Origin of the sequence: Streptomyces crystallinus (genome assembly GCF_039521265.1) — a bacterium.
GTDB lineage: Bacteria > Actinomycetota > Actinomycetes > Streptomycetales > Streptomycetaceae > Streptomyces > Streptomyces crystallinus.
The window spans coordinates 1-24,669 of sequence record NZ_BAAACA010000058.1 but is presented as its reverse complement, the minus strand read 5'-3'; the positions used below and the strand labels follow the sequence as shown (position 1 = coordinate 24,669).

The following is a 24,669-nucleotide window of genomic DNA, read 5'->3' as shown; positions in this document are numbered from 1 at the left end:
ATGGCGGGGTTGATACGACGAGTGACACCGATGACGGGTGGCACCGATTCCAGAGAACGACACCGATCCGAACGGGGCTGAGCGATCACCATGAGTGAACGGGGCGCACTGCGTGCGCGACTGCAGCTGCTCGCCCGGGAGATCGCGAAGTTCGGCGCCGTCGGCGCGATCGGGTTCGTCGTCAACGCGATCGTCTTCAACCTGTGCATGCACGTGGCCCACCTGGCGGTGGTGCGCTCCGGCGTCATCGCGACCGCCGTCGCCATCGCCACCAACTACGTCGGCAACCGCTACTGGACCTACCGGCACACCGAGGGCGGCCGGCGCAGCCGGGAGCTGATGCTCTTCCTGCTGTTCAGCGGCATCGGTCTGGTCATCGAGAACGGCGTCCTGGCGCTCTCGCACTACGGCTTCGGCTACACCTCGACGGTCGCCGACAACATCGCCAAGAACGTGGTGGGCCTGGGCCTGGGCACCGTCTTCCGGTTCTGGTCCTACCGCACCTGGGTGTTCCGGGCGCTGCCCGCCCGGGAGGCCGTGCAGACCGCCGAATCCTTTCTGGGCGAGGCCCCGCAGCCGTACGCCCGGCACACCTCTTCAGGGTCGTAAACCGGTCATCTGATCGTCTGCTCCGGCTCCCGGGGGCCGCGCGCCACCCGGCTGAGGAAGAGCGCGAACACCGCGGGCTGCTGCTGGAGCATCTCCAGCCGGCCGCCGTCGGCCTCCGCGAGGTCGCGGGCGACGGCGAGGCCGATGCCGGTGGAGTTGCGGCCGCTGATGCTCCGCTCGAAGATCCGCGCCCCGAGGTCGGCCGGTACGCCGGGCCCCTGGTCGGTGACCTCGACCACGGTCTGGTTGCCGGTGACCCGGGTGCGCACCGCGACCGTGCCGCCGCCGTGCATCAGCGAGTTCTCGATCAGCGCCGCGAGCACCTGGGCGACCGCCCCGGGGGTGCCCACCGCCCGCAGCCCCTGCTTGCCGGAGCGGACGATGGCGCGGCCCGCGCTGCGGTAGGCCGGGCGCCACTCCTCCAGCTGCTGCTTGACCACCTCGTCGAGGTCGAAGACGACGGCCGAGCCGGTCCGGGGGTCGCGGGAGTTGGTGAGCAGCCGCTCCACCACGTCGGTGAGCCGCTCCACCTGGGTGAGCGCGATCGTCGCCTCCTCCTTGACCGTGTCCAGGTCGTCGGTGAGGGCGATCTCCTCCAGCCGCATCGAGAGCGCGGTGAGCGGGGTGCGCAGCTGGTGGGAGGCGTCGGCGGCGAGCCGGCGCTCGGCGGTGAGCATCCGCCCGATCCGCTCGGCGGAGGAGTCCAGGACGTCGGCGACCCGGTCCAGCTCATGCACGCCGTACCGCTTGTGGCGCGGGCGCGGGTCGCCGGAGCCGAGCCGCTCCGCCGTCTCGGCCAGGTCGGTGAGCGGGGAGGCCAGCTTGTTGGCCTGGCGTACGGCGAGGAGCACCGCGGAGACGATGGCAAGGAGCGCCACCGCGCCGATGATCAGCAGGGTGCGGCCGACCTCCCGGGTGACCGTGGAGCGGGACTCCTCGACCAGGACGGACTCGCCGCGGGCGCCGGTGGCGGTGCCACGGATGAGCGAGCCGCCGGGCCGGGCGCCGAGCTCGATGGGGGCGCGGCCGGGGATCCGGATCCGGGCGTAGCGGTCGGGGCCGACCCCGGCCAGCGACTGCGGGCCGACCGACTCGCCCGCGAGCATCCGGCTGTCGATGACGCTGACCAGCCGCAGCGCCTCGGAGTTCACGCTCTCCTGGGCGCTGCTGCTGATCGTCCTGGTCTCGACGATGACGAGGGAGACGCCGAAGACGGCGATCACCACGAGCACCACGGCGAGCGTGGAGTTGATCAGTCGGCGGCGCATGCCTCAGTGTCCCAGGCCGTACGGGCGGGGACCGACGCACACCGTCGGCCCACCCGGGTCAGCTCTTCTCGAAGCGGAAGCCGACGCCTCGGACGGTGGCGATGTAGCGCGGGTTGGCGGCGTCGTCGCCGAGCTTCTTGCGCAGCCAGGAGATGTGCATGTCGAGCGTCTTGGTGGAGGACCACCAGGTGGTGTCCCAGACCTCGCGCATCAGCTGGTCGCGGGTGACCACCCGGCCCGCGTCGCGCACCAGCACCCGCAGCAGGTCGAACTCCTTGGCGGTGAGCTGGAGCTCCTCGTCGCCCATCCAGGCGCGGTGCGACTCCACGTCGATCCGTACGCCGTGGGTGGCGGGCTGGGGGGCGGGCTCGGTGGCACCGCGCCGCAGCAGGGCCCGCACCCGGGCGAGCAGCTCGGCCAGCCGGAACGGCTTGGTGACGTAGTCGTCGGCCCCGGCGTCCAGGCCGACCACGGTGTCCACCTCGTCGGCGCGGGCGGTCAGCACCAGGATCGGGACGGTGTGGCCCTCGGCGCGCAGCCTGCGGGCCACCTCCAGGCCGTCCATGCCGGGCAGCCCCAGATCGAGCACGACGAGGTCGGCGCCTCCCTGGAGTCCGGCGTCGAGGGCGGTCGGGCCGTCCTCGCGGACCTCGACCTCGTAACCCTCCCGACGCAGTGCGCGGGCCAGCGGCTCCGAGATGGACGCGTCGTCCTCGGCGAGCAGTACACGGGTCATGGGGGTGATGGTAGTCCGCGACCGGGACGGGCTGTCCGTGGAACCCGTCAGGGACCGGGCGGGGTTGGGGGCCACGCCCGTTCCTGATCGTCGGCTGATCGCCTCTTGATCGTCCGGCGGCCGTTCCTTGATCGTCTTTTGGCTGTCCGCCCCTGCGGCTCTGGGATGCGATCCTGTTAACCACCTTCGAATATGGGCGGATGGTTCCAGCGACGCCTGTGATCCATCTCTCAAGTCCTTCCATATGCGGCTGTGTGGTGTCGTATGGTGTCTCAACGCCTTTAGCACTAACTCGGGGACCTTTGGCCTGCTTGGCGCGCCAAGGGTCTCTTTTCTGCAAAGGGACCGGAATTACTGGTTCCGAAGACAGTGAATGACCTGTGGGCCGGGCCCCGGGCGCGATGTTGCGCCCCGGGCGTGGATCCCGGTGGGTCCGTCCTCTCGCATCCGTCACCACGGACGCGAACCCCTCGGGCGTAGGGGCGGGCGCTCCCCTGCCGGTGCCGGCCACCCCCCACCGGGCGCGACAACCGCTCACGAAGCGCGCGTCCCGAGCAAGCAAGGATCGACCATGGCGTCCAGCCTGACGAAGGACTCGGCCAGCACGACCGGTACCGAGAAGACCTTCTTCGGCCACCCCCGCGGCCTGGCCACTCTCTTCATGACCGAGATGTGGGAGCGGTTCTCCTACTACGGCATGAAGGCACTGCTTCCGCTGTACCTGGTGGCTCCGGGCGGTCTGCACCTGAGCGCGACCACCGCGACCGCGATCTACTCGGTGTACCTGTCGCTCGTGTACCTGCTCGCCCTGCCGGGCGGCTGGTTCGGCGACCGCGTCCTCGGCCCCCGCAAGACCGTCGCCGTCGCCGGCGCGATCATCATGCTGGGCCACCTGACGCTGGCCCTGCCGTCCGCGGGCCTGTTCTACGCGGGCCTGGGTCTGGTCGCGATCGGCTCCGGTCTACTCAAGGCCAACATCTCGACCATGGTCGGCCACCTCTACGACGGCCCGGACGACCCGCGCCGCGACGGTGGCTTCACGGTCTTCTACATGGGCATCAACCTGGGCGCCTTCGCCTCGCCGCTGATCATCGGCACCATCGGTGAAGAGGTCAACTGGCACCTGGGCTTCGCGCTCGCCGCCCTCGGCATGGCGCTGGGCCTGGGCCAGTTCCTGCTCGGCAGCCGCCACCTGGCGGAGCGCTCCGCGGTCGTCCCGACGCCGCTGAGCGCCGAGGAGCGCACCTCCACCCTGCGCAAGGGTCTGATCTGGATGGCCGTCGCCGCCGTCTTCTACGGCGTCGTCGTCCTCACCGGCCACTACACGCTGAACTGGCTGCTCGTCCCGATCGCCGTCGCCGGTCTGGTCATCCCCGTCTGGGTGCTGGCGCGCATCAAGCGCGACAAGGACCTGGACCGCACCGAGCAGTCGAAGATGTCCGCGTACATCTGGTTCTTCGTCGCCGCGGCCGTGTTCTGGATGATCTACGACCAGGGCGGCTCGACGATGTCGATCTTCGCCGACAGCTCGGCCGAGAACAGCGTCTTCGGCTGGGAGTTCCCGGTCTCCTGGTACCAGTCGGTCAACCCGGTCCTGATCATGGCGCTCGCCCCGGTGTTCGCCTGGATCTGGCTGGCGCTGAACCGCCGCGGCAAGGAGCCCAGCACGATCGTGAAGTTCGCGTCCGGCCTGGTCCTGGTCGGTGCCTCGTTCTTCGTCTTCCTGATCCCGCTGACGATCGCGGGCGACGGCCACAAGGCCGCCGCGCTGTGGCTGGTGGCGATCTACTTCGTGCAGACCGTCGGTGAGCTCACCCTCTCCCCGGTCGGCCTCTCGGTCACCACCAAGATGGCCCCGGCGAAGTACGCCTCCCAGATGATGGGTGTCTGGTTCCTGGCCGTCACCGCCGGTGACGCCACCACCAGCCTCCTGTCCATCGGCGGCGTCGAGCTCAACGGCAAGGGCGTCGTCGCCATGGAGGCCGCGCTCGCCGTGGCCGCGGGCGTGGCGGTCTGGATGTACCGCAAGAAGGTCAAGGAGCTCATGGGCGACGTGCACTGATCCGCACGCCTCCTGTACGGCCAAGGGCCGCCGCACCTCTCGGGTGCGGCGGCCCTTCCCCTTTTCGTCCGTACGGGAGGGTCGCCTTCTCGTACGGACACGACGGTCACCGCGTGCCGCGCAGCCGCCTCCACGGCGTGAAGGTGAAGACCGCGCCGCCGAGCAGGACCGCCGTCCCGGCGATCAGGCCGAGGGCGCGCAGGGCGCCGTGGTCGTTCGCGCCGGTCTCGGCGAGGCCGCCGGCCGCGGACGCGCTGCCGCCGGTGGCCCCGGCGGAGCCGCCGGAACCGCCGGAGCCGCCGGACGTGCCGGTGCCGCCGGACGCGCCGCCCGGCTGGGCCGAGGTGTCGAGCTCCAGGGACACCGGCGCCGCGCCCTTGACCTCACAGGGGATGGTGATCTTCTGGCCGGCCAGGGTGACGTCGATCGTCAGGGCGCCGGGGCTGAGCGTGGACTTGCCACTGGCGCCCGGTTTGTAGGTGCCGGTCATGTCGTTGAGGCTGACCGGGTCGCCGGTGTTCAGGGGGCCGGAGTTGGGCGCACCCGTCACCGTCACCGCTCCCTTGTCGGCGCCGCCGACCGTGATCTGCATCGAGGGCTTCAGCGCGCCCGCGGGCAGCGGGGCCGGACTGTTCATGACGCCCTTGGCGGTCTTGACCGTGAGCGCGTAACTCCCGCCGCTCTTCTTGGCGTTGACCGTCACCTTGGAGTTGATGCTGGCCGGGCCGGGGGCCTTGCAGGCGAAGGTGACCGCGACCTCCTTGCCGGGGAAGTCGGTCTGCCCGCCGGTGCCGCCGGTGGTGGCGCCGCCCGAGGTGGTGCCGGTGGTGGTGCCACCGGTGCTGCCGCCCGTGGAGGTGGTGCCGCCCGAGGTCGTCGTACCGCCGGACGCCGTGGTGCCGCCGGACGCCGTGGTGCCGCCCGAGGCCGTACCGCCGGAGGTCGTGCCCCCGGACGTGGTGGTCCCGCCGGACGCCGTCGTCCCGCCCGTCGTCCCCCCGCCCTCCGTCACCTTGATCGTCGCCCCGGCGGCCGCCTTCTCCTTCGGGGAGCACTTGGTGTCCGTCGACAGCGGCTTGCTGACGTTGATGTTGTACTTGTCCGGCGCCAGCGTGACCTCGCCCGCCTTGGTCAGCTTCAGCTTGGCCTTCATGTCGGGCAGGACCATCGGGCTGTTCTTGGGGATCGGCGGGTTCTGCCGGGGACCCTCCACCGACAGGTCGGCGCTCTGGGCACCGGCCACCTTGACGGTGCCGGTCGGCTTCACCGTGTCCTTCTCCAGGTCGAGCACATCGGGGTTCTTGGACGCGGCCTGGACGGTCTTCCAGACCACCTCGACCTCGTCGCCCACCTTCGCCTCGGCGGGCGCGGTGATCTGCACCTTGGTGGTGCCCTGGACGGCGGGCAGGCCGGAGATGGGGGGCGGGATGCACTCGGTGGCGTAGGAGACCTCTGCCGCCCGGGCGGGCCCGGCGGCCAGGATGATCCCCGCGCCGCCGAGCATCAGCGCGACTCCTGCCGCGCTCATCCTCCGTTGCGTGGTCACGGATTTCCCTTCGTCGTGGGGGTGTTCGGATGCTTCTCGGTCGGTGCGGAGTCGGGGGTGAACCACGGCAGGGGCGTCGTCGCCGTGCGCGTGGCGGAGGTGCCGGTGTCGGCCGTGGGCGGCGGTTCGGCGGCGGGCCTGCGGGTGGGCAGGCGCGGGCGGACCCGACGGTCCGGGCCACCGTCCCCGCGCCCCCGTCGCGCGTGCCCCGCCGCGTTCGGGCGGACCCGGTCCACCACCGCCATGCCGATACGGAACACCGCCGCCGGGACCACCAGGCACAGCAGGATCCAGAAGAGCGTGACGCCCCATGGGCGGCCCACCCCCCACGGCTGGGTGGCGAGGACCTTCTGCCCGTACTTCACGGAGACCTGGTAGTCGCCGTGCGCGCCCGCCGCCAGCTCGACGCCCAGTCTCACCTCGGCCTTGCCGCCGGGCGCGACGGTCCCCTTCCACTGCCGGTCCTCCCACTGCGGCGCGAACACCCCGTGGGAGGTGCCCACTTGGAAGACCGGGTCCTTGACCGGGGCCGAGCCGAGGTTGCCGACGGTGACCACCAGCGTGCGCGCGGGCGAGGCCCCGAACCAGGTGAGCAGCCCGCTGCCGCCGTCGAGCTCCGGCGCGGTCAGCACGCTGAGGCGCCCGGTGCCGGACTGCTCGGGCAGCGGCGCCACCGGGTGGCCGGTGATCTTCACCTCGGCGTCCACCACGGCCTGTTCCCCCGTCACCGTGGCCACGTGCACCACACAGGGGCAGGGTTTGGGCGGCGCGGCCAGCGGCAGCGGCTTGCTGAAGCCGCCCTTGGCGTCGGTGGTCACCGCGCGCCCGTCCGCGTTGGCACAGGAGTTGGTGCCGCCGATGACGCCCTGGCCGGGTGTGGACTGGCCGCAGACCAGCAGCATCAGCAGGGTGCCGGGCCGCCAGCCGGTGCCGCTCGCGGTGATCTCGCTGTCCTTCGGCGCCTGCGGCCTGGAAAGCGTCACGGCGGGCTTCGGCTCCGCCGCGCTCGCGGCCGCCGACGGCGGCGCGAGTGCCGGTGCCAGCGCCAGCAGTACGGCCGCGACCAGCGCCGCCCCTCTCGTACGCGGCTTCACGATGCTGCTCCCGTCGTCGCCGGCTCCGCTGCGGGCTCGCTCTCTTCGGGGCCGCCCGGACCCGGCCGGCGCCGGGCGCGCACCCACAGCGCCACTCCCGCGCCCGCCGCCGCGCAGCCCACGCCCGCCACCGGCCCCCATGGCACGAACGCCGCCGAGGCCGTCGCCTCGCTGCGGGCCGCCCCGGGGGCCGTCGCCGTCAGCCGCACCTCGACCCGGTCCAGGGCGGGTGCGCGCCAGGGCTCGGTCAGCTCGACGCGCCGACCGGGCGGCAGCTCGACCGCCAGCGCCCGGGCCGGGCGCCGCAGCCGCTGCCCGAGCAGTCCGCGGGCCCGGACGGCCAGGCTCGGCGCGAGCGTGGTGTTGCCCCGGTTGACCAGGGCGTAACGGATGAGGGAGCGCCCCTTGTCGACCCGTACGTCCTCGACGGTGAGGGCGGGCAGCACCGGGCCCGCGACCCGCACCCGCACCCGTACGCCCACCTCCCGCCCGCCGCCGGAGGCGACCAGCGCCGCCGGGTGGTCGCCGGGCGGCGCGCCCGCCGGGACGGTGACCGCGAACGGCACCTCGGCCCGGGTGCGCGCCGGGATCCGCACCTCGGCCGAGGCGAGCGCGAACCAGGGGTCGGCGCCGGGGCACACCGCGAACGCGCCGGTGGCGGTGGCACAGGCGCCCGCGCCGCGCAGCCGCAGGGTCAGCGGGCGGGCGGTGGGGTTGGTGAGGGAGAGCCGGTCCTCCAGTACGGAGCCGGGCGCGCCCTCCAGATAGAAGGACGGTCTGCCCTCGCCGCCGGAGGCGGGCGCGGCGGTCCACTCCCCCTCGGCGGCCCGGGCCGCGGGCGTGGACAGGGCGGTGAGGGCCAGGGCCGCGGCGAGCCCGGCCAGGCGGATCGGTCGTGGCGGCATCAGCGGCTCCCCGTCGGGCGTCGGCGTCGGGCGTGGCTACGGCCTCAGCCGTGGGCCCGGGCGCCGCGCCGGGTCAGCCACAGCACTCCGGTCGCGCCCAGGAGCAGGACCGTGCCGCCGAGCGTGCCGAGGGCGACGGCCGAGTCGAGCGGGCCGGTCCTGGGCAGCGGGGCGACGGGCCCGGAGGCGCCGGTGACGTCCAGCGAGAGGGCGGGGCCGGGGCTGTTGCCCGGGGTGCAGGTCGTGGTGGTGCCCAGCGCCTTGATGGTGAGGACGGAGGCGGTGAGGGTGACCTTGCCCGACGCCTTCGGGGTGTAGGTGCCGCTCAAGTCGCTTATCTTGATGGGGGAGTTGGCGGGGATCTCGGCCGTGTTGGCGGGGCCGGACACGGCCACCGTGCCCTGGTCGGCGCCGCCGAGCCTGATGACCGCGCTCGGCTTCATCGCCCCGGCGCCCAGCGCCACCGGGCTGGAGGAGACGCCCTTCTGGAACGACATGGTCAGCTGGTAGGCGCTGCCGCTCTTGACGGCCTTGATGTCGATGGGCGACACCGCGCTCTTGGGTCCGATCGGCGTCTCGCACTTGTAGTTGACGTCCACGACGTCGGCGTGGGCGGCGGGGGCGGCCATCAGCACCACCGGGCCCGCCACGGCAGCCGCAAGGGCGAGTGCTGTCCGCTTCTGGTACGACACGTCCGACACCTCGAATTTCCCTCGTTCCCGAGGCCGTTCTGGTTACTGACGGCACATCAGATTGGGCGTCAAGGTACGCCGGGGACCTTGTCGAGGGAAGACACACAACACAGTGGATGACGGACGCGAGTGGCGTGAGTGCCTGAGGCGAGCAGTTCGCGCGGCGGCCGGAACGCCCCCGCGGGTACGCCGGATCGGGGAGCGCGCGCCCTACGCGGGCGCGGCGAGCTCCGCCCAGACCGTCTTGCCGGGCACACCGGGAGTCCGTACGACCCCCCAGTCCAGACAGAGCCGCTGGACGATGAACATGCCGTGGCCGCCGGGCCGTCCGGCGCGGTGCGGGGTGCGCGGCGCGGGCTGGCCGGAGCCGAGGTCGGTGACCTCCAGGCGCAGCACCTTGGAGCTGCACGCCACCCGCAGCTGCTCGGGGCCCTCGGCGTGCAGACAGGCGTTGGTGACCAGCTCGGAGACCACCAGCAGGACGTCCTCGGCGGCGGCGCGCCGGTCGGCGGTGGCGGCCGGCAGCCAGCCCCAGTCGTAGAGCGCCTGGCGGGTGAAGTCGCGCGCCAGTGGCACGATGCCGCTGGCTCCGTACAGGGCGAGGACGCGCGAGGCCGCCGCCGGAGCTCCGTCCGGCTCGGGGCCGCGGTCGCCCGGCGGATGCTGCCGGGTGGTGCTCATCAGCGCTTCACCTCACCGATCCACCGAATGCCTGGTTCACCAACGTCTTGAGTCTGGTCTCCTGCCCCGCCGGAGCGAGGTCAGTCGTCCAGTGCGGCTTCGAGCGAATCATGCACGGTGAAGACCGCTTCCGCTCCGGTGATCTCGAAGACGCGGGCCACGACGGGAAGCATTCCCGCCAGATGGACGCCACCGCCGGCGGCCTCGGCCTTGAGCCGGGCGCCGAGCAGCACGTTCAGTCCGGTGGAGTCGCAGAACTCCAGCTGCGCGCAGTCGACGACCAGCCGGCTGCGGCCCGCCTCGACCGCGCGCTCCAACGGCTCGCTGAGCAGCTCCGCCGTGTGGTGGTCGAGCTCGCCCACGGGCGTGAAGATCTCGCTGCGGCCGTGCGAGCGAACGCCGACCTTGAGCCGGCCCCCGTGTGTGCTGCCGACCGTGCCGCGGTCCATGCCCGTCCCTCTTCGCCGTGTTTTCGCCGTGCCGCACCGTGAGCGGTGCGGCAGTGGTTCGCGTAGCCCTCGCGGTGCTTCGCTGTGCTCCCCGTCACAAGTGACGCACCTCTCCGCATACGTCACCGAACACGGCTCCGTACACGCGGACTCCCCGAGAACACTACGCCTTCCCTACGCGCGCCGGAAGCCAAACACCACCCCGAACTGGACATATAGCGACAATCCGACCTTGCGACGGTAGGACCAAAGCGGGTAGGGGTAGGAGAGACAGTTTTTCACCACGACCGGCCATGGAGGCGCCGCACACCGATTCGCCACGTATGGGCATCGGCAGCCATATGCCGAGAACGATGGAGGAGACCCCATGTCACCCCGGCTCGACGAATCCATGGATACGTCGGCAACGCACGTACCGCACAGCCCGATCGAGGGACTCGACGATCTCCCGGAGATCCCTCCCTACGAAGACATCGCGCCGCTGGACGCGCGGGCCCTGTCGAAGACGCTCTTCGCCCGGCTCGACTCCCTCGAAGAGGGAACCCACGCGTACTCCTACGTACGCAACACGCTCGTCGAACTCAACCTCGCGCTGGTCAAGTTCGCCGCCTCCCGGTTCCGCTCGCGCAGCGAACCCATGGAGGACATCATCCAGGTCGGCACCATCGGCCTGATCAAGGCGATCGACCGCTTCGAGCACGACAGAGGCGTGGAGTTCCCCACCTTCGCGATGCCGACCATCGTCGGCGAGATCAAGCGCTTCTTCCGCGACACCTCCTGGTCGGTCCGGGTCCCCCGGCGCCTCCAGGAGCTCCGCCTCGACCTGGCCAAGGCGGGCGACGAACTCGCCCAGCGACTCGACCGCGCACCGACGGTGGGCGAGCTCGCCGAGCGCCTGGGCATCAGCAAGGAAGAGGTCGTCGAGGGAATGGCGGCGAGCAACGCGTACACCGCGAGCTCGCTGGACGCCCAGCCCGAGGAGGACGACACCGAGGGCGCGCTCGCGGACCGGATCGGCTACGAGGACCACGACCTCGAAGGCGTCGAGTACATCGAGTCGCTCAAACCGCTGATCGCCGAACTGCCGCCCCGGGACCGCAAGATCCTGTCGCTGCGGTTCGTCGCCAACATGACGCAGTCCGAGATCGGCGAGGAGCTCGGCATCTCCCAGATGCACGTCTCCCGGCTGCTCGCGCGCACCCTGACCCGGCTGCGCAAGGGACTGACGCTCGAAGAGTAGGCACCTGCCCGCTCACCGAGCCGGGCACATCCGTGCGAAGGGCCCGTTCCTCATGGGAACGGGCCCTTCGCCTTGTTGACGAAGCGTGCCGACTCGGTCACATTGAGCGCGGGGCAACCGGGGGGTCTGGGGGGACTCATGCCGTACGAGACCACGTCGTGCTCGACGCTGGAAGCGACCATGCGGGACCGGCTCGGGCGCGAGTGCCTGTACCTGCCGTCCGCCCGGCTCGCCCTCTACGTGGCGCTGCGGCACTGGTGCGCGCCCGGCGGCCGGGTCCTGATGTCGCCCGTCAACGACGACGTCATCCTCTTCGTGGTGCTCGCGGCCGGGCTGCGGCCGGTGCAGGCGCCGCTGGACCCGCGCGACGGCTCGATCGACCCCGGCGCCGTACCGCAGGAGACCTGGGCGGGCCTGTCGGCGGTGCTGACCACCAATCTGTACGGGAACCCCGACCCGGCGCCCGAGCTGCGCGCCCGGTGCGACCGGGCGGGGATCGCGCTCATCGAGGACGCGGCGCACGCCATCGGGAGCCGGGTGGCCGGACAGCCGGTCGGCACCTTCGGCGACGCGGCCGTCTTCTCGCTCTCCAAGCACACCGCCGCCAAGGCGGGCGGCTTCCTCGCCGTCGCCGACCCGGGGCTGCGCGAGGCCCTGGTCAAGACCCGTGACGAGCTCCTCGACCCGCCCCGCCGCACGGGCGAACTCGCCTACTGGGCCCGGCCGTACGCGGAGGCGGCGGTGCGGGGCCTGCGGCTGGCGCCCGCCGCGCGGGCGGCGCTGCGGCTGCTCGGGCGCCAGGAGCGCGCGGACATCCGGATGGCGCTCAGACCCGACGCGCTGAGGCGGGCCGTCGCCGCCGCCCCCGCCCTCGACGCGTTCCACTCCTGGGTACGGGTGGACATGCACGACTACCGCATGGGCGCGGGCGGGCTGCGGCGCGCCCGGATCGAGCGGAAGCTGGACCGCCTGGACGCGGTGCTGGCGCGGCACCGGGCCGGGGCCGAGCGGCTGCTCGCCAGTGAGTGGGCACGGCCCGGACCCGGGCCCGTACAGCCGCTGTTCCGGGTGCCGCTGCTGGTCGAGGACCGGGACGCGGCGCGGGCGGCGCTCGCCGGGGCGCGGGTGAACGTGGGTTACCTCTACGACCCGCCGCTCGACGACTACGCGGGCGACGCCTTCACCGACCCCTCGCCCGCGCCCGGGGCCGCGCGCTGGTTCGCCCGGCACGCGCTGCCCGTCGACCCCCTGAAGGCCGGACTCGCGCTGCGGGTCCTGGAGGAGGCGGGGACCCGGCCCGCGAAGGGCGGCCCCGCCGGTGTCTGAGACCACCTCCGACGCCCGCCGGGCCGTGGACGGGGACGGGGGGCCGACAGCCGAGGGGCGGATCACGGAGCCCGGCGGCGGTGACTCCCTGTTCCGCAACGCCTACGCCCTGATGCTCTCCACGGCCGTCTCGGCCGCCCTCGGCCTCGGGTTCTGGCTGGTCGCCGCCCGCTACTACAGCGAGGAGGCGGTCGGCCAGGGTTCCGCCGCCATCGCCGCGATGCGGCTGCTCGCCTCGGCCGCCGCCACCACGATGATCGGCGCGGTGGTGCGCTATGTGCCGCGCGCGGGCCGGGCGACCGGGCCGCTGGTGGTGCGGGCGTATGTGGCGAGCACGGTCGTGGTGGCGGTGGCGAGCACCGGCTTCCTGTTCACCCTGCCGCTGTGGGGGCCCTCGTACGAGCCGCTGGGCGGGCTCGCCTCCGGGGCGGTCTTCGTGACCGCCTCGGTGGTCTGGGGGGTGCTGACCCTCCAGGACGGGGTGCTCACCGGGCTGCGCAAGGCGGTCTGGGTGCCGGTCGGCAACGCGGTCTTCTCCCTCGGCAAGCTGCTGCTGCTGGCCGGCTTCGCCGCCTTCACCCTGGGGGTCTTCCTCTCCTGGGCGGCGGCGATGGCCCTGTCGGTGCTGCCGCTCGGCTGGCTCGTCTTCTGCCGGCTGATCCCGGCCCAGGCGGCCGCCGACCACGACCGGCCGGTGCCGCCGATGCGGGAGATCGGGCGGTTCCTGGCGGGCGACTCGGTGGGCGCGCTGTTCTCGCTGGCGATGATCAATCTGCTGCCGGTGATGGTCGCGGTCCGGTTCGACGCCGCGCAGAACGGATTCTTCTATATCGCGTACACGGTCGGCGGGACGATGGAGTACATGGCCATCAACATGGCCTCCTCGCTCACCGCGCACGCCTCGCACAGCCCGGACCGGCTGGCCGACGGGGTACGGGGGGCGCTGCGGCGGATGGCGCTGCTGCTCGTTCCGGTGGTCGCGTTCCTGATCGTGTTCGCCCCGCGGATCCTCGCCCCGTTCGGCGCGGACTACGCCGAGCACGGCACCCTCGTCCTGCGCCTGCTGGCCGCCGCCGCGCTGCCGCGGGTCGCCGTGGAGCTCTACATCGGGGTGCTGCGCGTCCAGGGCCGCACCGGGGTCCTCGCGCTGCTCCAGGGCGCCATGTGCACGCTGGTGCTGGGCAGCGCGGCGGTGCTGCTCGGCCCCACGGGGATCGAGGGGGCGGGGTGGGCGGTGCTGGTGTCGATGTGCGGCATGGCACTGGTCTCGGCGCCCGGCCTGCGGGCTGCCCTCGCCGGACGCGCCACCGTACGTACCCCTCGCCCCCGCTCCGGCAAGGGGCGCTCCGAGGAGTACGGGACGAGCTGGGCCCGCGACGCGGCGCTCGCGCGGGCCGAGGAGGCGAAGCAGTACGGGACGCGGTGGGCGACCCAGACCGCGTACCTCAGCGGCGGCCTGGAGACCGGGACGCCGGCGCTCGGGATTCCGGTGTACGTGCCGGCCTCCGGGCGGCCGGGTGGGGAGACCGGGGAGACCACGGTCACGCTGCGGCTCCGGCCCGTAGGGCCGGGGGAGCCGGGGCCGGGGCGGGACGGGGAGTCGGTGTTGGCGGCGGTGCTGTGGGTGCTGCTCGGGTTGGCGGCGGTGCTGTTCTGGGTGCCGTTGTCGCGGGCGGAGGACGCGAGGAGTGCGGTGTCCGCCCACGTCGACGGGACGGGCCTGATCGCGGCCCTGCCGCCGGTCTCCCTCACGGCCGGGGTGCTCCTGATCGTGGTGTTCAGCGCGGCCGTCTCCCTCTACCGGGCCCGGCCCGCGCTGCTCACCGCCGGGCTCGCCGTGACCGTGGCCGCGCTGCACACGGCGCCGCTGATCCTCGGGGTCCGTCCGGAGCCGCTGTCCGGGCCCGGACATTCCGCGCTGCCCCGCCTCCTGACGGACGTGTCCGGCCTGACCTCACCGACGGGCCCCGCACGCGCCCTGCCGATCGCCCTCCAGGTCCTCTGCCTTGCCCTGGTCGGGCTGACGCTGGTGGTGCTGGGGGTGCACTGGCGGGTGACGTGTGGGGTGGTGTGGGTGCTGGGGGTTGTGGGGTGGGCGGGGCAGTCGGTGTTCGCGGGGGTGGCGGTGCCGGTGTTTGTGGTTGTGGGGGTGTGTGGCGGGTGCGCGGTGGTCAGGCCCCGCCCCTGAACTGGCCCGGCCTTTGTCTGCGGGTGAGTGGGTGGCTGGTCGCGCCGTTCCCCGCGCCCCTGAAAACCCTCGGTCGTCTGCGGACCGTGGCCGCTTCTCGCGCAGTTCCCCGCGCCCCTTAGGCAGTCCCCGGCGCCCGAAGAACTTAGCTCAGCCACCGACCCTTTAGGGGCGCGGGGAACTGCGCGAGCAACCGGCCACGACCCGCAGACGAACGGAAGTTTCCCGGGACACGCAGGACTGCCCGAGGCCCCGGACTACCCCAGGAGCGCGGGGAACTGCGCGAGCAACCCACCACTCAGCCGCAGACACAGTCCGGGCCCAAAAGGGGGCGCGGGGAACTGCGCGGCCAGCCACCCACTCAGCCGCAGACGAAGGCCGGGCACAATTCAACGCCGTCGCCGCTCCGCGGCGCCCCGTGTCGCCGCCGGCAGCGGCAGCCCCGGGAATGGCGAGGCGAGCGTCGCGAACGCCGCCAGGGACACCAGGAACGCCGCCGCCGAGAAGCCCCGTACCAGGAACAGGCACGTGGACACCAGCGCCCCCAGCGACAGGCTGAGCGGCGCCGCGAGCGCCAGCGCCTCCAGACGGGCGCCGGGACGCAGCATGTCCGGCTGCGGGTACAGCAGCGCGAAGCCAGGGCCGAAGGAGACGAACAGGAGCACCGGGATCCAGCGCCCCGGAGTGGCCGCCGGTAGCAGGGTCGCCGCCAGCGCCACCCAGCCGGAGAGCGCCAGCCCGACACGGACGCCGTTCTGGACGGGAGTCGTGGGAGTCGTGGGAGTCGTGGGAGTCGTAGGGTTCATCGTGTCCTGCCTCCCGGCGGGCGGTACTGAAGGACCGTGCCGTAAGGGTTCCGCGCGATCACCCGGAACCGCGGCGACGCCGCCAGCTTCGCCGTCAGCTCCTCGAAGCCCCCGGCGGGCAGCAGCCCCTCCCCCGCCGTGTAGACGTCCTGCGTACGGGTGAGCAGCACGAACGCCGGTCTGCCGTCCTTGGGCAGCCCCGGCGCCAGGAAGCCGGCCGGATCCTTCAGCATCCTGATGTTCTCCGCCGGCGCCTGCTCCACGAAGAACCAGTGCTCCAGCTGGTCGTAGCGGTGCAGCGCCATCGGGAAGGAGCCGGTCGCGGCGAGGATCAGCGAGCCTTGCGGGGCCGCGTCGATCACCTTGGTCACCAGCGCGGTCTCGGCGGGCGGGGTGTAGTACATCCGCTCCTTGCCGTAGTACGCGGGCAGGAACCCGGCGACCAGGGCGAGCAGCACGGCGGGCAGCGCCACGGCGGAGATCCGCCGCCGCGCCACCGCGCCCCGCGCCGGCACCAGCGCCGCCGCGGCGAAGAACGCGGCGCCCGGCAGCCCGAACAGATAGACCCGGAACAGCATCTCGCCGCCGTAGTCGTTGACCGCGAACAGCGGTACGGGCGCGAGGGAGACGAGCAGCAGCGGCAGCGCGCTCCTGAGCAGTTTGCGCCGGGTCAGTACGGCGACGGCGGCCAGCGCCGCCACCGCCAGGACCATCACGATGTCCGCCCGGCCCTGGAGCACCGGCCCGGGCCCGGTGAGCTCGCCCGTGTATCCGGCCCGAGAGTTGTTGAGGAGGTTGCCCGCGGACTCCTTGAGCGAGTCGAGGGTCTCCACGAACAGCGTGCGGCCCATGGTGAGGTCCCAGACCAGCATGATCAGACCGGTGACGACGAGCAGGCCCGGGTTGCGGTAGCGGCGGGTGAGGTTGAGCGCCAGCAGACAGACGCACAGCATCACCGGGGTGAGCTGGTGGGTGAAGTTGATCGCGGCGATCAGCGGGGCGAGGATCACCACGCAGACCGCCCGCTGGCGGGCCGTGGTCGGCGGCGGCACACTGGCGGCGGCCGGGTCGAGACGGGCGCGCGAGCGCAGGTCCCCGGCCGAGCCCGGGCGGACGAAGTGGCGCAGCACCACGGCGAGTACGGACAGGTGCAGGATCAGCGCCAGGCCCTGCGGCGAGAAGTAGTCCTGGCCGACCCAGTTGGCGGCCTCGAAGATCCACACGCCGGTCCACACCAGCCGCCAGTCCTCGGCGAAGGTGCGGTAGAGCAGCACCAGGACCGGGATGAGGACCACACCGTAGAAGAGGGCGGCCCAGTTCAGATACGCCTGGGTGCTCTCCACGCCGAAGGCGCGCACCAGCGCCGAGTTGAGGGTGAAGAAGCCGGGCCACTGGTCGTAGGCGGCCATGTTGCCCGACAGCGGGGTGTCCGGTCTCAGCTCCTGGTTGTCGAGGAGGTGGGTGACGACGGCGTCGTGCTTGGAGGCCCAGGGGTAGCGCACCGAGTCGTAGAGGATCGCGGTGGGCGCCTTGAGGGCGAAGAGCAGGGCGACGCTGTAGAGGCCCGGCCACCAGGGCGCGGTGCCCGCCCGGCGCAGGCTCACCACGAACCCGGCGGTCAGCACGGCCAGCGAGAGGAGGAAGGCGGCGGGCAGCCGGTCGAGCAGCCCCCAGTCGCCCATGTGCCGGTAGTCGATGCGCGGCAGCGCGTACAGCCACAGGGCGGTCGCGAGCGCCAACGGCAGCCAGGTGAAGAGGGTTTGAGGGTCGGTCAGGTCCGACAGCCGGCGCTTCGGGGCACGTGGGGGCTCGCTCCTGTCACCGGTACCGCCCTCCGGTGGCAGCTCGCTGCTTCCGGTCGCGGGCGCGGGCACATGGTGCTGCACAGTGCGACTCCCCCCACGGATGTGGTGTGCGGCCGTCACGCCGCCGTCCCCTGGCTGTCCCTTCAGCGAAGTATAGGAACGTCCTTCGCCTTTGTACGGTGGGCGTACGGGCCCGGGCCGGGCGGCTCATCCCGCGAACACGGGCCCGCGCGCCGCTGCCCTGGCCCTGCGGCAGAGCCGCCAGCCCACGGTCGCCGCCGAGTCCCGGAACGGGGCGGTGCGGGCTCCCGTCCCGCGCATCCACGCCTCGACGTCGGCGGCGGTGTGGCCGCACCGCACGATGAGCCGGGCGATGCGGTACGCGTCGTCGGTGTCCGAGCTCAGCGCGTGCCGCACCGCGACGGCCGTCTCGTACCCGGCGGCGCGCGCGGCCCGGCGCACGGCGCCGCTGTTGTAGCCGTGCGGATAGGCGAGATGGGCCACCCGGTGGCCGAGCGCGTCCTCCAAGGCGGCCTTGGAGTCGGCCAGTTCGCCCCGCAGGGCCCGGGGGCCGAGGGTGTCGAGCTGGGGGTGCGAGACCGTGTGGGCGCCGACCTCCATCCCGTATTGCTCCAGAAGTTGCGCCTGGTCCAGGGTCATCATGGGCGCGGGCGGCAGCAGCGAGCGGCCGCCCGGGGCGAGCGCGCCCGTGGTGAGGTACGCGGTCGCGGGCAGCCCTCGGGCGGCGAGCGCGTCGGCGGTGCGGCCGGGCAGATCCGCGAAGCCGTCGTCGAAGGTGAGCACGACGGGCCGGGCGGGCAGCGGCGCCCGCCCCGCGAAGTGGTCGGCGAGGGCGCCGATCGTCACGGGGGTGCGGCCACTGGCCACGACCGCGTCGAGGTGGGCGGCGAACCGCCGGGGCGAGACGGTGAACTCGGCGATCCAGGCGGGCGGGTCGTCCCGCACCGCGTGGTAGAGCAGGACCGGGATCGGCGGCCGGGCGGCGGGTCCCGGGGGTGCGGCCGTCACCGTCCCGCCTCCCACGGCCGCCGCAGCCCGCGCACCCGGCACCGGGCCCGCAGATAGCCGAGCGGGCCGTACAGCATGCCCCGGCGCTCGAGGCGGGACAGGCCGCGCGACCACGGGTAGTCCTGGGCGCCGTGCCCGCCCGGCACCGCCTGGGCGCCCGCGCCGCGGTGGGCGCTGATGGCGCGGGCGTGGGCGAGGCCGCGCGGCAACCGGGCCAGCAGCGCGGGCAGCAGGTCGGGGCGGCGCACCAGGAGCGCGGTGAGGTAGGCGGTGAGCCCGGCGCCGTAGCCGTACGCCTGGTTCTCCAGGTCCTGCCAGGTCTCGCGGTGGTGGTGCCAGACCAGCGCCTCGGGCGTGTAGCGCAGCCGGTGTCCGGCGGCCACCGTGCGCGCGAACGCGTAGAGGTCGTCGCCGCCGCGGGCCGGGGTGCCGGTGCCGGTCGCCGGGTCGAAGCCGCCGATCGCGCGCAGGGCGGCGGCCCGGAAGGCCATGTTGGCGCCGGAGCCGAAGCGGCCCGCCGTGAACGGGAACAGCGGCTCGTCGGCGGGCGGCCGGGCCGGGTCGAAGCAGCGCGGCGCGAAGCCCTTGGTGAAGCCGCCGTGGCTCTCCAGGAGGATCTGCGCGGGCGTGGTCAGCCGGGCGGGCAGGATCAGCCCGGTCGTGCAGCCGAGCCCCGGGTCGGCGGCGAAGGGCGCGGTGAGCGCGGACAGCCAGTGCGGGTCGGCGACCACGTCGTCGTCGGTGAACGCCAGGATCGTTCCCCCGGCCTCGGCGACGCCCCGGTTGTGCGCGGCGGCCAGGCCCGGGACGGGCTCGCGGACATAGCGCACGCCGTGCGCCGCGTAGCTCCCCTCGACGAGCTCGCGGGTCTGCGCGGTGGCCGGGTTGTTGTCGACGACCACGACCTCGTGGTCCGGGTGGTCCTGGCGCAGCAGCGAGTCCAGCGCGCGGGCCAGCTGTCCGGCCCGCTCCCGGGTGGCGACGACGACGCTCGCGCGCGGCAGCCGCCCCGGCGTAACGGGCCGCTCGTCCGGCGGGAGATGGCCCGCGAGCTGTTTGCGGGCCGCCGCCGCCAGCACCTCGGCGGCGTCCTCGCCGCGCCCGACCCGGCCGATCACCGTGCCGACCGGGCGGCCCCCGAGCCGGACCAGCACGTACACCTCGCCCTCGCGCACGGGTGGCCCGCCGGGCGCGGGGGTCAGCGAGAGCACCCCGCCGTCCAGCCCGTCGAGGTCCAGCTCCCCTACGCCGATGGCCCCGTGGACGCCCTGCTCCCGGACCAGCACCTCGGCCTCCGGCAGACGGAGCCGTCTCGCTGCCGGTGTGTGTGCCGTACGTCGTGACATGCGACTCCCCCGTGTTCCTGCGCGCGGTTCGTGGTTCCGTGGCGCGGGCCTGCGGCCGGGTCTAGTGCCCGCGCAGGCGGCCCGCCTGTTTCAGGGCGCGCCGGGCGAACGCGGCGAGCGCGGGGCGCTCCCGTACGAACCCGTGCGCGCGGCGCGACGGCTCGCGGGCCAGCCGGTGCAGCACGGCCCCGGCCCCCGGCCGCAGCGCGGCGCCCTCGTACACCGGGATCTCCCCGGTCTTCAGGGCGTCCTTGTACTCGGCGGCGCCCCGCCCCAGGTCCAGCACCTCGATCCCGGCGGCGGCCGCCGCCTCGGCCATCCGCAGATGCAGCACGAGGCCGGGCGAGTACCTGGCGAACTCCGGGTCGTAGGAGGGGAACCAGCAGGAGAGCACCGTGCGCGAGCGCAGCCCGAAGTGGGCCGCGACCGGGCGGTCCGCCGCGTAGAGCACGGACAGGACGCCGGAGCAGCCGGGCGCGCGGGTGTGCGCGAGGTAGCGCACCAGGGTGCTGATCCACTCCCGGGCGAACCGGTCGCGGCGGCCGGTGCGGCGGTACTGCGCGGACTTCCACGCCATGAGCTGCCGCAGCGCCGCCGGATCGCGCTCGTCGAAGACGAACCGCACCTCGCCCGCCTGCCGCCCGAGCCTGCGCTCCTTGGCGGCGGTGGTGCGGAAGAACTTGGGCGAGCGCTCGCGCAGCCCGCTCTCGTACGTCTCGTACCCGGCGCCGACGTCCATGACGAAGGAGGGGTACGCGTCGGCCGCGTCCGGCACGAACAGCGTCTGTCCGGCCTCCAGGTTGTCGAACTCCCAGGCGAAGAGGCCGCAGCCGCGCAGCAGCTCGTCCGCGTCCAGGGCGGCTTCCGGCCGGGTCACGACGCCCTGGCAGTCGCTCACCCCGAGCCCGATGGCCCGCCCCCGCCCGAGGCGGCCCTTCTCGAAGGGCAGGAAGGCGGCCGGATCGCCGCCATCGCGGACCACCGCGACCCGCGCCGAGGGCCGCACATGGGCGACGGCGAGGGTGAACTCGGGTTCCATGAAGGGGTTGGCGGGCGCGCCCGACTTCGCCCGTATCTCGCGCCAGACGTCCAGCTCACCGGCGTTCAGCTCACCGGGTCTGACCACCCGCACCCGCGCACCTCGGCCACTGCTCAACTCGACCCCCCGGCCTTCCCCTGAGCATGTGCCAAGGACGGTACCGGTCGAAATGTCGGGAGGGTAGCCGAACGGTCACTCTGTGACAGTACGGTGAAGACGGGCGGCTAGTCGGCGAGCGCGGCCGCCACAGCTGCCTCGGCGTGCAGCCGGGTGGTGGGGAACACCGGTACGGGGCTGTGCTCCTGACGGATCAACAGCTCGATCTCCGTGCAGCCGAGGATGACGCCCTCGGCGCCCTCCGCGACAAGGCGCGCGATGACGTCCTGATAGGCGCTGCGGGACTCCTCCCGCACCACGCCCAGGCACAGCTCCTCGTAGATCACCCGGTGGACCAGCGCGCGGTCGTCGGCGTCCGGGGTGAGCACGTCGAGGCCGTGCGCGCGCAGCCGGTCGCGGTAGAAGTCCTGCTCCATGGTGAAGGCGGTGCCGAGCAGGCCCACCCGCCGCACGCCCCGGGCCCGTACCGCCTCGGCCGTCGCGTCGCCCAGGTGCAGCAGCGGCACCGAGACGGCCGCCGCGACCTGGTCGGCCACCTTGTGCATGGTGTTGGTGCAGATCAGCACGAGGTCGGCGCCGGCCGCCGCCAGCCCCTTGGCGGCCGCCGCGAGCACCTCGCCCGCGCGCTCCCACTCCCCGGCGCGCTGGAGCTCCTCGATCCCGGCGAAGTCGACGGAGTGCAGGACGCAGCGGGCCGAGTGCAGCCCGCCGAGCCGTTCGCGTACGAGCTCGTTGAGGAGCCGGTAGTACTGCGCGCTGGACTCCCAGCTCATGCCGCCGATCAGGCCGATGGTCTTCATCGCGCCACTCTAGGCTGTCGGTGAGATCAGCCGACTTGATGAGGGGTGGGGCCATGAGCAGGCACGAGGTGACCCGGGTGGCGGGAATCGGTGCGCCCGGGGGGCGGGCGGCCGAGGCGGCGCTGCTGGTGTGCGCGGAGTACGCGGACACGGCCCTGTACCACCACTCGCTGCGGTCGTACTTCTTCGGCGCGGCCTGGGCCCGGGAGCACGGCTACGACTACGACAGCGAGCTGTTCTTCGTCTCCGCGCTGCTGCACGACCTGTCGCTGACCCCGCCGTTCGACAGCCACGCGCTGCCCTTCGAGGAGGCGGGCGGCCATCTGGCGCGGGTCTTCACGGCGGGCCTGGGCTGGCCGGACGCGCGCCGCGACCGGGCGGCGGAGCTGATCGTGCTGCACATGCGGGACGACGTGACTCCGCAGGAGGACATCGAGAGCCGGCTGTTGCAGGTGGGCACGAGCGCGGACGTGTCCGGCACCGGTCTGGAGGCCTTCGACGTGTCGTTCCGGCGGGAGCTGGTGGGGGCGTACCCCCGGCTGGGCTTCGCGGAGGCGTTCGTGGGCCACTTCCGCGACCAGGCCGAGCGCAAGCCCGGCTGCGCGGCGGCCGAGCTGGTGGCGGGCGGCTGGGCGAAACGGGCCCTGGACAACGGGCTGGATCGCGCGTAGCGGCCCGCTTGGGCATGCTTGCCGGCAGGGGGCGCACCCCCTGCCGGACCCACCCGATGCCGAGGAGGACCGTATGACCGAGGTCGTCGCCGTGACCGGAGCCAGTGGAGCCATCGGCGGGCGGGTGGCGCGCCGGCTCGCCGAGCGGGGGGTGGCGACCCGGTTGGTGGGCCGCAGCCCCGAGCGGCTGCCCGACCTGCCCGGCGCGGTCAAGGCGGCGCCCGCCGCCTTCGGGGACGCCGTCGCCATGCGGGACGCGCTGGCCGGGGCCGGGACGCTGCTGATGGTGTCCGCCCACGAGGCCCCCGACCGGGTGCGGGAGCACATCACGGCGCTGGACGCGGCCGTGGCGGCGGGGGTGCGGCGCGTCGTGTACGTGTCGTTCCTGGGCGCCGCCCCCGACGCCACGTTCACCTTCGCGCGCGACCACTGGCACACCGAGCAGCACATCCGGGGCACCGGCCTCGCGTACACGTTCCTGCGGGACAGCCTCTATCTGTCCGGGCTCGCCGCGATGGCGGGCCCGGACGGGGTGATCCGGGGCCCCGCCGGGGACGGCCGGGTGTCGGGCGTGGCACACGAGGACATCGCGGACGCGGCGACGGCGGTCCTGCTGGCGCAGGCCGGGGAGCACGACGGCGTCACCTACGACCTCACCGGCCCCGAGGCGCTCACCCTCACCGAGGTGGCGGCGGAGCTGAGCCGGGCGACCGGACGCACGGTCACCTATCTGGCCGAGACCCGCGAGGAGGCCTTCGCCTCACGGGCCGGCTACGGCGCCGAGGAGTGGGAGGTCACCGGCTGGGTGAGCTCGTACGAGGCGATCGCGGCCGGTGAGATGGCGACGGTCAGCGACGCGGTGCCCCGGCTGACCGGGCACCGGGCGCGGTCCTTCGCGGACTACCTGGCCGCCCACCCGCGCGCCTACGCGCACTTGACTCCCTGACGCCACACGTCGCTGACCAGCGGCACACCGGGCCGGTAGGCGAGGTGGACATGGCTCGGCGCGTCGAGCAGCGCGAGGTCGGCGCGGGCGCCGGGCGCGATCCGCCCCACGTCGGTGCGGCGCAGCGCGGCGGCGCCCCCGGCGGTGGCGGCCCAGACGGCCTCGTCCGGCGTCATCTTCATGTCCCGTACGGCCAGCGCCACGCAGAACGGCATCGAGGACGTGAACGAGGACCCCGGGTTGCAGTCCGTGGACAGGGCGACGGTCACCCCCGCGTCCAGCAGCCGCCGGGCGTCGGGCCACTGGGCGCGGGTGGAGAACTCGGCGCCGGGCAGCAGGGTCGCCACGGTGTTCCCGCTCGCCAGCGCGTCGACGTCGGCGTCGGTGAGGTGGGTGCAGTGGTCGGCGCTGGCCGCGTCGAGCTCGACGGCGAGCTGGACGCCGGGGCCGTAGGAGAGCTGGTTGGCGTGCACCCGGGGGGTGAGCCCCCTGGCCTTGCCCGCGAGCAGGATCGCCCGGGCCTGGTCCCCGTCGAACGCCCCCTTCTCACAGAAGACGTCGACCCAACGGGCGTACGGGGCGCAGGCGTCGAGCATCTCGCCGGTGACGAGCGCGACGTAGCCGGCGGGGTCGTCGGCGTACTCGGGGGCGACGATGTGCGCCCCCAGATAGGTCACCTCGTCCGTGTGCTCCCCGGCGATCCGCAGCGCGCGGGCCTCGTCCTCGACGGTGAGCCCGTACCCCGACTTGGTCTCGAAGGTGGTCGTCCCCTGCCGCAGGGCTTCGCCCAGATACCGGGCGACGTTCGCGCCGAGCTCGGCGTCGGTGGCGGCGCGGGTGGCGGCGACGGTGGTCCGGATCCCGCCCGCCTTGTACGCCTGGCCCGACATCCGGGCGTTGAACTCCTGGGTGCGGTCGCCGGCGAAGACGAGGTGCGAGTGGGAGTCGACGAAGCCGGGGATGGCGGCGCGGCCGTCGGCGTCATGGGTGCGGTCCGCGGCCGGGGCGTCCTCGGCCCGGCCCACCCAGGCGACGGTGTCGCCGTCGATGACGAGGGCGGCGTTCTCGATGAGGCCGAGGGGGGTGGGGCCGAGGGTGGGGTCGTTGGTGACGAGGGTGGCGATGTTGGTGACGAGGGTGGTGGGCATGTGCGGCTCCTGTCGGTGGTCGGCGTGTTTGTTCCCCACCCCGCCCCTTCCCGAAAGCCTCCGGCGGTTTCCGTTCGGCTGCGGATCGTCTGTGGCTGGTCGCGCAGTTCCCCGCGCCCCTTAGATGCGCCCCTGCGGGGCGCCTAGGGGATTGCCGCGGAGCGGC

22 protein-coding genes are annotated in these 24,669 nt (G+C 73.4%); 7 read left to right on the top strand and 15 right to left on the bottom strand.

Going from position 1 to position 24,669, the window contains the following annotated elements; translation table 11 throughout:
* Positions 1–90 precede the first annotated feature (90 nt).
* Positions 91–609, top strand: coding sequence for a GtrA family protein (locus ABD236_RS31905; RefSeq protein ID WP_344080039.1), 519 nt, complete (start codon positions 91–93; stop codon positions 607–609).
* Positions 610–614: 5 nt separating this feature from the next.
* Here ABD236_RS31905 and ABD236_RS31900 read toward each other — a convergent pair whose 3' ends face one another.
* Complete coding sequence (locus tag ABD236_RS31900; protein WP_344080036.1) at positions 615–1,877, bottom strand: ATP-binding protein; 1,263 nt, start codon at positions 1,875–1,877, stop codon at positions 615–617.
* 58 nt (positions 1,878–1,935) lie between these two features.
* On the bottom strand, positions 1,936–2,613 hold the full coding sequence (locus ABD236_RS31895) for a response regulator transcription factor (RefSeq protein WP_067159845.1): 678 nt from the start codon (positions 2,611–2,613) through the stop codon (positions 1,936–1,938).
* 571 nt (positions 2,614–3,184) lie between these two features.
* On the opposite strand from ABD236_RS31895, the gene ABD236_RS31890 reads away from it, so the two are divergent.
* Positions 3,185–4,675 (top strand): oligopeptide:H+ symporter, encoded by a 1,491-nt coding sequence (locus ABD236_RS31890; RefSeq protein WP_344080031.1) that lies wholly within the window; start codon positions 3,185–3,187, stop codon positions 4,673–4,675.
* A gap of 106 nt (positions 4,676–4,781) precedes the next feature.
* On the opposite strand, the gene ABD236_RS31885 is transcribed toward ABD236_RS31890, so the two are convergent.
* The 6 genes from ABD236_RS31885 to ABD236_RS31860 form a co-directional block, all read right to left on the bottom strand.
* Positions 4,782–6,203 (bottom strand): hypothetical protein, encoded by a 1,422-nt coding sequence (locus tag ABD236_RS31885; protein WP_344080028.1) that lies wholly within the window; start codon positions 6,201–6,203, stop codon positions 4,782–4,784.
* A gap of 14 nt (positions 6,204–6,217) precedes the next feature.
* A complete protein-coding gene (locus ABD236_RS31880; RefSeq protein ID WP_344080025.1) occupies positions 6,218–7,315 on the bottom strand; it encodes a hypothetical protein in 1,098 nt (365 codons plus the stop codon).
* Positions 7,312–8,220 (bottom strand): COG1470 family protein, encoded by a 909-nt coding sequence (locus tag ABD236_RS31875; protein WP_344080022.1) that lies wholly within the window; start codon positions 8,218–8,220, stop codon positions 7,312–7,314. Before ABD236_RS31875 ends, ABD236_RS31880 begins: the two co-directional genes overlap by 4 nt.
* Positions 8,221–8,264: 44 nt before the next feature.
* Positions 8,265–8,912 (bottom strand): peptidase, encoded by a 648-nt coding sequence (locus ABD236_RS31870; protein WP_344080019.1) that lies wholly within the window; start codon positions 8,910–8,912, stop codon positions 8,265–8,267.
* Positions 8,913–9,122: 210 nt separating this feature from the next.
* Positions 9,123–9,593 (bottom strand): ATP-binding protein, encoded by a 471-nt coding sequence (locus ABD236_RS31865; RefSeq protein WP_344080016.1) that lies wholly within the window; start codon positions 9,591–9,593, stop codon positions 9,123–9,125.
* A gap of 80 nt (positions 9,594–9,673) precedes the next feature.
* Complete coding sequence (locus ABD236_RS31860; protein WP_344080013.1) at positions 9,674–10,042, bottom strand: STAS domain-containing protein; 369 nt, start codon at positions 10,040–10,042, stop codon at positions 9,674–9,676.
* 367 nt (positions 10,043–10,409) lie between these two features.
* Between ABD236_RS31860 and ABD236_RS31855 the strand changes: the two genes are divergently transcribed.
* The 3 genes from ABD236_RS31855 (at position 10,410) to ABD236_RS31845 (ending at position 14,796) form a co-directional block, all read left to right on the top strand.
* Positions 10,410–11,282, top strand: coding sequence for an RNA polymerase sigma factor SigF (locus ABD236_RS31855; RefSeq protein ID WP_425543998.1), 873 nt, complete (start codon positions 10,410–10,412; stop codon positions 11,280–11,282).
* A 180-nt stretch (positions 11,283–11,462) separates the two neighbouring features.
* Complete coding sequence (locus ABD236_RS31850; protein ID WP_344080091.1) at positions 11,463–12,608, top strand: DegT/DnrJ/EryC1/StrS family aminotransferase; 1,146 nt, start codon at positions 11,463–11,465, stop codon at positions 12,606–12,608.
* On the top strand, positions 12,601–14,796 hold the full coding sequence (locus ABD236_RS31845; RefSeq protein ID WP_425543997.1) for a lipopolysaccharide biosynthesis protein: 2,196 nt from the start codon (positions 12,601–12,603) through the stop codon (positions 14,794–14,796). Before ABD236_RS31850 ends, ABD236_RS31845 begins: the two co-directional genes overlap by 8 nt.
* 389 nt (positions 14,797–15,185) lie before the next feature.
* On the opposite strand, the gene ABD236_RS31840 is transcribed toward ABD236_RS31845, so the two are convergent.
* The 6 genes from ABD236_RS31840 to ABD236_RS31815 form a co-directional block, all read right to left on the bottom strand.
* Positions 15,186–15,602: a hypothetical protein gene (locus ABD236_RS31840; RefSeq protein WP_344080010.1), complete on the bottom strand. Its 417-nt coding sequence runs from the start codon at positions 15,600–15,602 to the stop codon at positions 15,186–15,188.
* On the bottom strand, positions 15,599–17,488 hold the full coding sequence (locus ABD236_RS31835) for a hypothetical protein (protein ID WP_344080007.1): 1,890 nt from the start codon (positions 17,486–17,488) through the stop codon (positions 15,599–15,601). Before ABD236_RS31835 ends, ABD236_RS31840 begins: the two co-directional genes overlap by 4 nt.
* Positions 17,489–17,614: 126 nt before the next feature.
* A complete protein-coding gene (locus ABD236_RS31830) occupies positions 17,615–18,436 on the bottom strand; it encodes a polysaccharide deacetylase family protein (protein WP_344080004.1) in 822 nt (273 codons plus the stop codon).
* Positions 18,433–19,782, bottom strand: a complete 1,350-nt coding sequence (locus ABD236_RS31825; RefSeq protein WP_344080001.1) for a glycosyltransferase family 2 protein — start codon at positions 19,780–19,782, stop codon at positions 18,433–18,435. The genes ABD236_RS31830 and ABD236_RS31825 overlap by 4 nt, the downstream gene beginning before the upstream one ends.
* Before the next feature lie 61 nt (positions 19,783–19,843).
* Positions 19,844–20,914, bottom strand: a complete 1,071-nt coding sequence (locus ABD236_RS31820) for a GNAT family N-acetyltransferase (protein ID WP_344079998.1) — start codon at positions 20,912–20,914, stop codon at positions 19,844–19,846.
* A 131-nt stretch (positions 20,915–21,045) separates the two neighbouring features.
* A complete protein-coding gene (locus ABD236_RS31815) occupies positions 21,046–21,738 on the bottom strand; it encodes an aspartate/glutamate racemase family protein (protein ID WP_344079995.1) in 693 nt (230 codons plus the stop codon).
* A 53-nt stretch (positions 21,739–21,791) separates the two neighbouring features.
* Here ABD236_RS31815 and ABD236_RS31810 point away from each other — a divergent pair, with 53 nt between their 5' ends.
* Positions 21,792–22,409, top strand: a complete 618-nt coding sequence (locus tag ABD236_RS31810; RefSeq protein WP_344079992.1) for an HD domain-containing protein — start codon at positions 21,792–21,794, stop codon at positions 22,407–22,409.
* Between the two features lie 73 nt (positions 22,410–22,482).
* Positions 22,483–23,355: an SDR family oxidoreductase gene (locus tag ABD236_RS31805; RefSeq protein WP_344079989.1), complete on the top strand. Its 873-nt coding sequence runs from the start codon at positions 22,483–22,485 to the stop codon at positions 23,353–23,355.
* Here ABD236_RS31805 and hutI read toward each other — a convergent pair.
* Positions 23,334–24,503 (bottom strand): imidazolonepropionase, encoded by a 1,170-nt coding sequence (gene hutI / locus ABD236_RS31800; protein ID WP_344079986.1) that lies wholly within the window; start codon positions 24,501–24,503, stop codon positions 23,334–23,336. The two genes, ABD236_RS31805 and hutI, sit on opposite strands and share 22 nt — an antisense overlap.
* Between the last annotated feature and the right edge of the window lie 166 nt (positions 24,504–24,669).

Bases quoted from the DNA above. Each gene is read 5' to 3' on its own strand.
- ABD236_RS31825 (WP_344080001.1), bottom strand. From the start codon at position 19,782: ATGTCACGACGTACGGCACACACACCGGCAGCGAGACGGCTCCGTCTG.
- ABD236_RS31905 (WP_344080039.1), top strand. From the start codon at position 91: ATGAGTGAACGGGGCGCACTGCGTGCGCGACTGCAGCTGCTCGCCCGG.
- ABD236_RS31875 (WP_344080022.1), bottom strand. From the start codon at position 8,220: ATGCCGCCACGACCGATCCGCCTGGCCGGGCTCGCCGCGGCCCTGGCC.
- ABD236_RS31865 (WP_344080016.1), bottom strand. From the start codon at position 9,593: ATGAGCACCACCCGGCAGCATCCGCCGGGCGACCGCGGCCCCGAGCCG.
- ABD236_RS31815 (WP_344079995.1), bottom strand. From the start codon at position 21,738: ATGAAGACCATCGGCCTGATCGGCGGCATGAGCTGGGAGTCCAGCGCG.
- ABD236_RS31860 (WP_344080013.1), bottom strand. From the start codon at position 10,042: ATGGACCGCGGCACGGTCGGCAGCACACACGGGGGCCGGCTCAAGGTC.
- hutI (WP_344079986.1), bottom strand. From the start codon at position 24,503: ATGCCCACCACCCTCGTCACCAACATCGCCACCCTCGTCACCAACGAC.
- ABD236_RS31895 (WP_067159845.1), bottom strand. From the start codon at position 2,613: ATGACCCGTGTACTGCTCGCCGAGGACGACGCGTCCATCTCGGAGCCG.
- ABD236_RS31810 (WP_344079992.1), top strand. From the start codon at position 21,792: ATGAGCAGGCACGAGGTGACCCGGGTGGCGGGAATCGGTGCGCCCGGG.
- ABD236_RS31890 (WP_344080031.1), top strand. From the start codon at position 3,185: ATGGCGTCCAGCCTGACGAAGGACTCGGCCAGCACGACCGGTACCGAG.
- ABD236_RS31805 (WP_344079989.1), top strand. From the start codon at position 22,483: ATGACCGAGGTCGTCGCCGTGACCGGAGCCAGTGGAGCCATCGGCGGG.
- ABD236_RS31855 (WP_425543998.1), top strand. From the start codon at position 10,410: ATGTCACCCCGGCTCGACGAATCCATGGATACGTCGGCAACGCACGTA.
- ABD236_RS31840 (WP_344080010.1), bottom strand. From the start codon at position 15,602: ATGAACCCTACGACTCCCACGACTCCCACGACTCCCACGACTCCCGTC.
- ABD236_RS31900 (WP_344080036.1), bottom strand. From the start codon at position 1,877: ATGCGCCGCCGACTGATCAACTCCACGCTCGCCGTGGTGCTCGTGGTG.
- ABD236_RS31885 (WP_344080028.1), bottom strand. From the start codon at position 6,203: ATGAGCGCGGCAGGAGTCGCGCTGATGCTCGGCGGCGCGGGGATCATC.
- ABD236_RS31850 (WP_344080091.1), top strand. From the start codon at position 11,463: ATGCGGGACCGGCTCGGGCGCGAGTGCCTGTACCTGCCGTCCGCCCGG.